The following is a 5,066-nucleotide window of genomic DNA, read 5'->3' as shown; positions in this document are numbered from 1 at the left end:
CCTTGAATCTCATAGACAATCAAACCACTATGTTCATTTGCTGAATGAACAAAAACATGATGGTAAATTTCATCATAAGTAGGGTAAGAAAAGGCACCGGTTCCTGTCTTCAATCGAATCATCTGACGGATAAACTCAATACTATCTTGACGCTCATTAATCAAGTCCCAGTTCACTTGGTTCACACTGTCTGGAGCATTATAGCTATTCATAGCACGCTCTCTATCATCATGGGTCAACTCACCATTTTCACCAGTCGCAACTAGTTTGGTACGACCAAATTCTTGACCGATTTCCATAAAGGCCATCCCTTGCATGAGTAGGTTCATAGCTGTGGCTGTCTCAACCTTGCGCATGATTTGTTCTGAACTTTGGTCTGGATGAAGAGTTGCCAATAAATCGTGAAGATTGTAATTGTCATGGGCTTCCACATAGTTAAGTACTTGATTTGGATGTGTATAGGTTCCTAATTCACGACTGCCTAGGATTGCTTTGGCAAGAATTGGCTCTGTCGCAGCACCGCTGACAAAACCTGATTTAATTGCACCGTAAACTTCTCCACCTTTGACAGCATCACGCTGATTGTCATTAAAGAAACCAATATTTGGCATTTCGTAGGCGTTGTCTTTCTTAGCCTTATCATAAGGGGCAAGACCTGTTCCCATGTCCCAACCTTCTCCATAAAGGATAATGTTAGGGTCAATTTCATCCAAACTCTGACGAATCATCTGCATGGTCTTGACATCATGAATCCCCATCAAGTCAAAACGGAAACCGTCAATGTTGTATTCCTGCACCCAGTATAGAAGAGAATCAATCATATACTTGCGGAACATTTCGTGTTCACTGGCTGTTTCATTTCCAACACCCGTTCCATTCTGGAAGGTACCGTCTGGATTCATACGATAATAGTAATCAGGGACAGTTGTTTGGAAAGGTGCATCAACAACTGAGAAGGTATGGTTATAGACCACATCCATAATAACACCAATACCTGCATCGTGATAAGCTTGAACCATGGTCTTCAAATCACGAATAACCTGAGCTGGATCATCTGGATTAGTTGAAAGGCTCGTTTCTGGTGCGTTATAGTTTTGTGGGTCATAACCCCAGTTGTAGGTTACATTCCCATCTTCATCATATTCTTTATGACGGTCTGCAATTGGTTGCAACTGAACATAATTGTAGCCCAGCTTCTTGATGTGATCAAAAGCAGTTGACTGACCGTACTGGTTAACCGTTCCAGTCTGAGCAGCACCCAAGAAAGTTCCTCGAAGATGTTCATCTACACCTGAGGTCGGTGATTGGGTCAAATCACGAATATGCATTTCACAAATAACTGACTTACATGGATTTGCCAAGCGCCAAGTAGCCTCTGAACCGTGCTTAACCTCAAAGTTTTCAACTTGCTTTTCTTCATGACTCAGGATAGCTGAACGTTTGCCATCAGGACTGGTCGCGATGGTATAAGGATCGCGTGTCAGTGTTTGGTGATGAGGGAATTGGACTTGATACTGATAAGCCTTACCAGTCAAATCTTCCTCAACATCCAAACTCCAGACACCAATAGTATTGTCCTTATGATTATAGGAGTAGCTATTGCCTCTCTCCATCACAAAAGTCTTCCAAACAGGTGCATCATTAGTAGCTGATTCATAAACAACAACCTGCACTTCTGTCGCTGTTGGAGCCCAGAGAGCAAAATGAGCCTGATTGTCCTCTACACGGCAACCCAATTCACCTTGGTAGCCCCAGTGGTGGTCGAAACTAGCGCTATTGATAGCCTTGTCAAAGGCAAAAGGATTTTGATTCTTATAGAAAGGACTGGCAATAGCAGGATTTTCAGAATAATAAATTCTGTCATCACCTTCCAAAATCCAGACCTCTGTTAAGAGGGGATAGTGATTAAAACGGATAGCATACTCTTTACTAGTTTGGCCGGTGTGAACCACAAAATTCAAGCTTTCTAAGGGATGAGCACTTGGGTGTTCAAAGCTAAATAAGGCTCCAAAATAATCTTCTTGGTAAGTTAGTAAATCAATTCGCTGGTCCTGACTTTTTACAAAAGAGCAAGTGTCATATTCTCCATTCTTGCGGTGGTAATGAATGCGCATAGGGTAGTTATACATTTTTTATTTTTCCTTTTTTTTATTTGTTTCTGTTTTACTAATAAATTTTTGACTAATTTTGTCCCGATTAACAAACTAGTTATACTGTCTAAACTCTGGTTTTAAACTATCATTACAAACTTTCTAGCCAAGCTTCATCTCGAACCTCGATACCAAGTTCTTGTGCTTTTTGCAGTTTACTTCCTGCGTCTGCACCTGCCACGACGAGGTCTGTCTTTTTAGAGACACTGCCTGTTACCTTTGCACCAAGACTTTCGAGTTTACTTTTGGCTTCTGAGCGCTTGAGCCGTTCTAATTTTCCAGTCAATACAACGGTCAAACCTGACAAGACTGCGTCTGCTACTACAGTCTGACCTTTATAGTCCAGATTGACCCCAGTTTCTTTTAATTCTCTTAGGAGAATTTCAGAGCCTTCTGTCGCAAAATAAGTCTGAAGACTCTTAGCAATCACACCACCCAAACTTTCAATACTAGCCACTTCCACTGGATCTGCCTGAGCCAGATTTTCAATTGAATGGAAATGTTGGAGTAAGAGCTGACTGGCCTTGCTTCCTACATGGCGAATTCCCAAACCAAACAAGAGTTTTTCAGCAGAGTTTTCCTTTGATGCTTGAATAGCATGATAGAGTTTACCAGCAGACTTTTCCTTAACCCCCTCTAAAAGGAGGAAATCCTCTTCTTGCAAACGGTAAATATCCGCTACATCCTTGACTAAATTAGCAGCAAATAGCTTCTCAACAATAGATGGACCAAGCCCTGTAATATTCATGGCATCTCGAGAGGCAAAGTGGATCAAACCTTCCATGATTTGGGCAGGACAACGCGGATTGATACAACGGAGAGCCACTTCATCTTCAAAGTGCAACAAGTCAGAGTTACAACTTGGACAGTTTGTAGGGATATCTAGTTTTTCTTCAGAAACCCGCTTGGACTCTACCACTCGTAAAACAGCAGGGATAATATCTCCAGCCTTATAAACGATAACCGTGTCGTCTTTGCGGATATCTTTTTCAGCAATATAATCCACATTATGCAGAGTCGCACGGCTAACAGTTGTACCAGCTAGTTGTACTGGTGTTAGATTGGCAGTTGGAGTCACAACGCCCGTACGGCCAACTGTCCAGTCAACTGAGAGTAGTTGAGCTTCTTTTTCTTCAGCAGGAAACTTGTAAGCCACTGCCCACTTTGGAGCCTTAACGGTAAAACCAAGTTCTTCTTGGCTTGCTAGGTCATTTACCTTGATTACCACTCCATCGATATCATAAGGCAGATTCTCCCGTTCCTGTCCTACTTCTTGAATAAAATTCCAAATCTCATCCATGCTTTCAGCCAAAATTCGCTTAGGATTGACTACAAAACCAAGCTGTTCTAGGTGCTTCAAAACCTTTTCTTGACTATCACGAGTTGAAGGGCTGGCTTCTTGATAGAGGAAAGTGGCAAGATTGCGCTTGGCAACTACTGCTGTATCCAACTGACGCAAGGTTCCTGCCGCCGCATTACGAGGATTGGCAAATTCAGGCTCTCCATTTTCTTGGCGAGCTTGGTTAACCTGGTCAAAAGAAGCGCGTGGCATGTAACATTCCCCACGAACTGTGATATCTAGTTCTTCTGGCAAGGTCAAAGGAATGTCCTTGACACGCTTGAGATTTTCTGTGATATTTTCCCCAATAGAACCATCACCACGTGTTGCCCCAGCAACTAAAATCCCCTTTTCATAAGTAAGAGAAATAGATAAGCCATCGATTTTCAGCTCACAAATATAGGTTGGATGGGCCACTTCCTTACGAACACGCGCATCAAAAGCTTCAAGCTCCTCACGTGAAAAAGCATCCTGCAAACTATAAAGAGGATACTGATGACTGTATTTTTCAAAACCATCTAAGACTTTGCCACCAACACGATGGGTCGGACTGTCTGCTAACACTTGATCTGGATAGGCAGACTCCAACTCGACCAACTCACGGTAAAGACGGTCATACTCACTGTCTGAAACCGACGGATTATCGCTGGTATAGTACTCAGTCGCATAGCGATTGAGCAAGGCGACCAACTCATTCATTCTTTTATTCATAAGACCATTTTACCATAAAGTAAGCCCTCCTCACAAACGAGAAGGGCGGAAAAACACTTAGTTTGAAATTATTTTTGAAGTCCAAGCAAACTTATGTCTCTTTTTCAAAACGGGTTCGAACATATCCGAGAGCTAAGAAAGATAAGGCTACAACTCCAAGTCCAATAATCAAGAAAGAATAAAGATGAACACTTGGAAGCCAGGTCATTAAACCTGTTGCAATAGGCATAAATAGTATAGCTAAGGTATAAATCGAACTGAGAACCCTTCCCAGATATTCACCTTCAACCTTGGTTTGTACTTGAGTAAAAAAGTGAATATTAAATATCGTCATAAACAATTCACAAACGAAATTTCCTGAAAAAGTCAGATAGGATGGGAGAGTGAAGCCCATTATCATCACTCCAAGTCCAGTCAGAGCCAATAAAAACAGAAGCATTTCCATACTGGCTTTAATCTTACTAGCTAACAGCGCCCCAACAATAGAACCGATAGCCCCCATTGTCAAAATAGTGGCATAAGCACCTTGAACTCCATAGAGCTGATTTGAAAAAGGAAGGAGATAATTAAAGGCTGCGAAGAAAAAATTGACACTTGAAGCTATGACTAACAAAAAGAATATTTCCTTTTGCTTCACAATATAGTGAACTCCCTCCTTGATATCAGAAAAAATAACTTTGAATGTGAGTTTCTTCTCACCCGTAGTCTTCTCTTCTTTCTTTGGAAGCAGGGCTACCAAGCCAAAAGCGAGAAAAAAACTAAGGGCATCTAATACCAAGGTAATGCGAAGACTTGCGAATTGTAAAACCAGAAAAGAAAGCACAGGGGAACTCACACTGACAACCTGCATCACCAATTCCAAACGA

Annotated in this window: 3 protein-coding genes; all 3 read right to left on the bottom strand. The window is 41.7% G+C overall.

Annotated features, from left to right (window positions below):
- Positions 1 to 2,129 (bottom strand): type I pullulanase (gene pulA / locus QZ359_RS03630; RefSeq protein WP_293960133.1); only part of this gene is annotated, 2,129 nt, incomplete at its 3' end.
- A gap of 112 nt (positions 2,130 to 2,241) precedes the next feature.
- Positions 2,242 to 4,200 (bottom strand): NAD-dependent DNA ligase LigA, encoded by a 1,959-nt coding sequence (gene ligA, locus QZ359_RS03625; protein ID WP_293960130.1) that lies wholly within the window; start codon positions 4,198 to 4,200, stop codon positions 2,242 to 2,244.
- A 91-nt stretch (positions 4,201 to 4,291) separates the two neighbouring features.
- On the bottom strand, positions 4,292 to 5,066 hold a 775-nt coding region (locus QZ359_RS03620; protein ID WP_293960127.1), incomplete at its 5' end, for an MFS transporter.

Origin of the sequence: Streptococcus sp., from assembly GCF_019414905.1 — a bacterium.
In the GTDB taxonomy this organism is placed as follows: domain Bacteria; phylum Bacillota; class Bacilli; order Lactobacillales; family Streptococcaceae; genus Streptococcus.
This window is presented reverse-complemented; position numbering and strand designations above follow the sequence as displayed.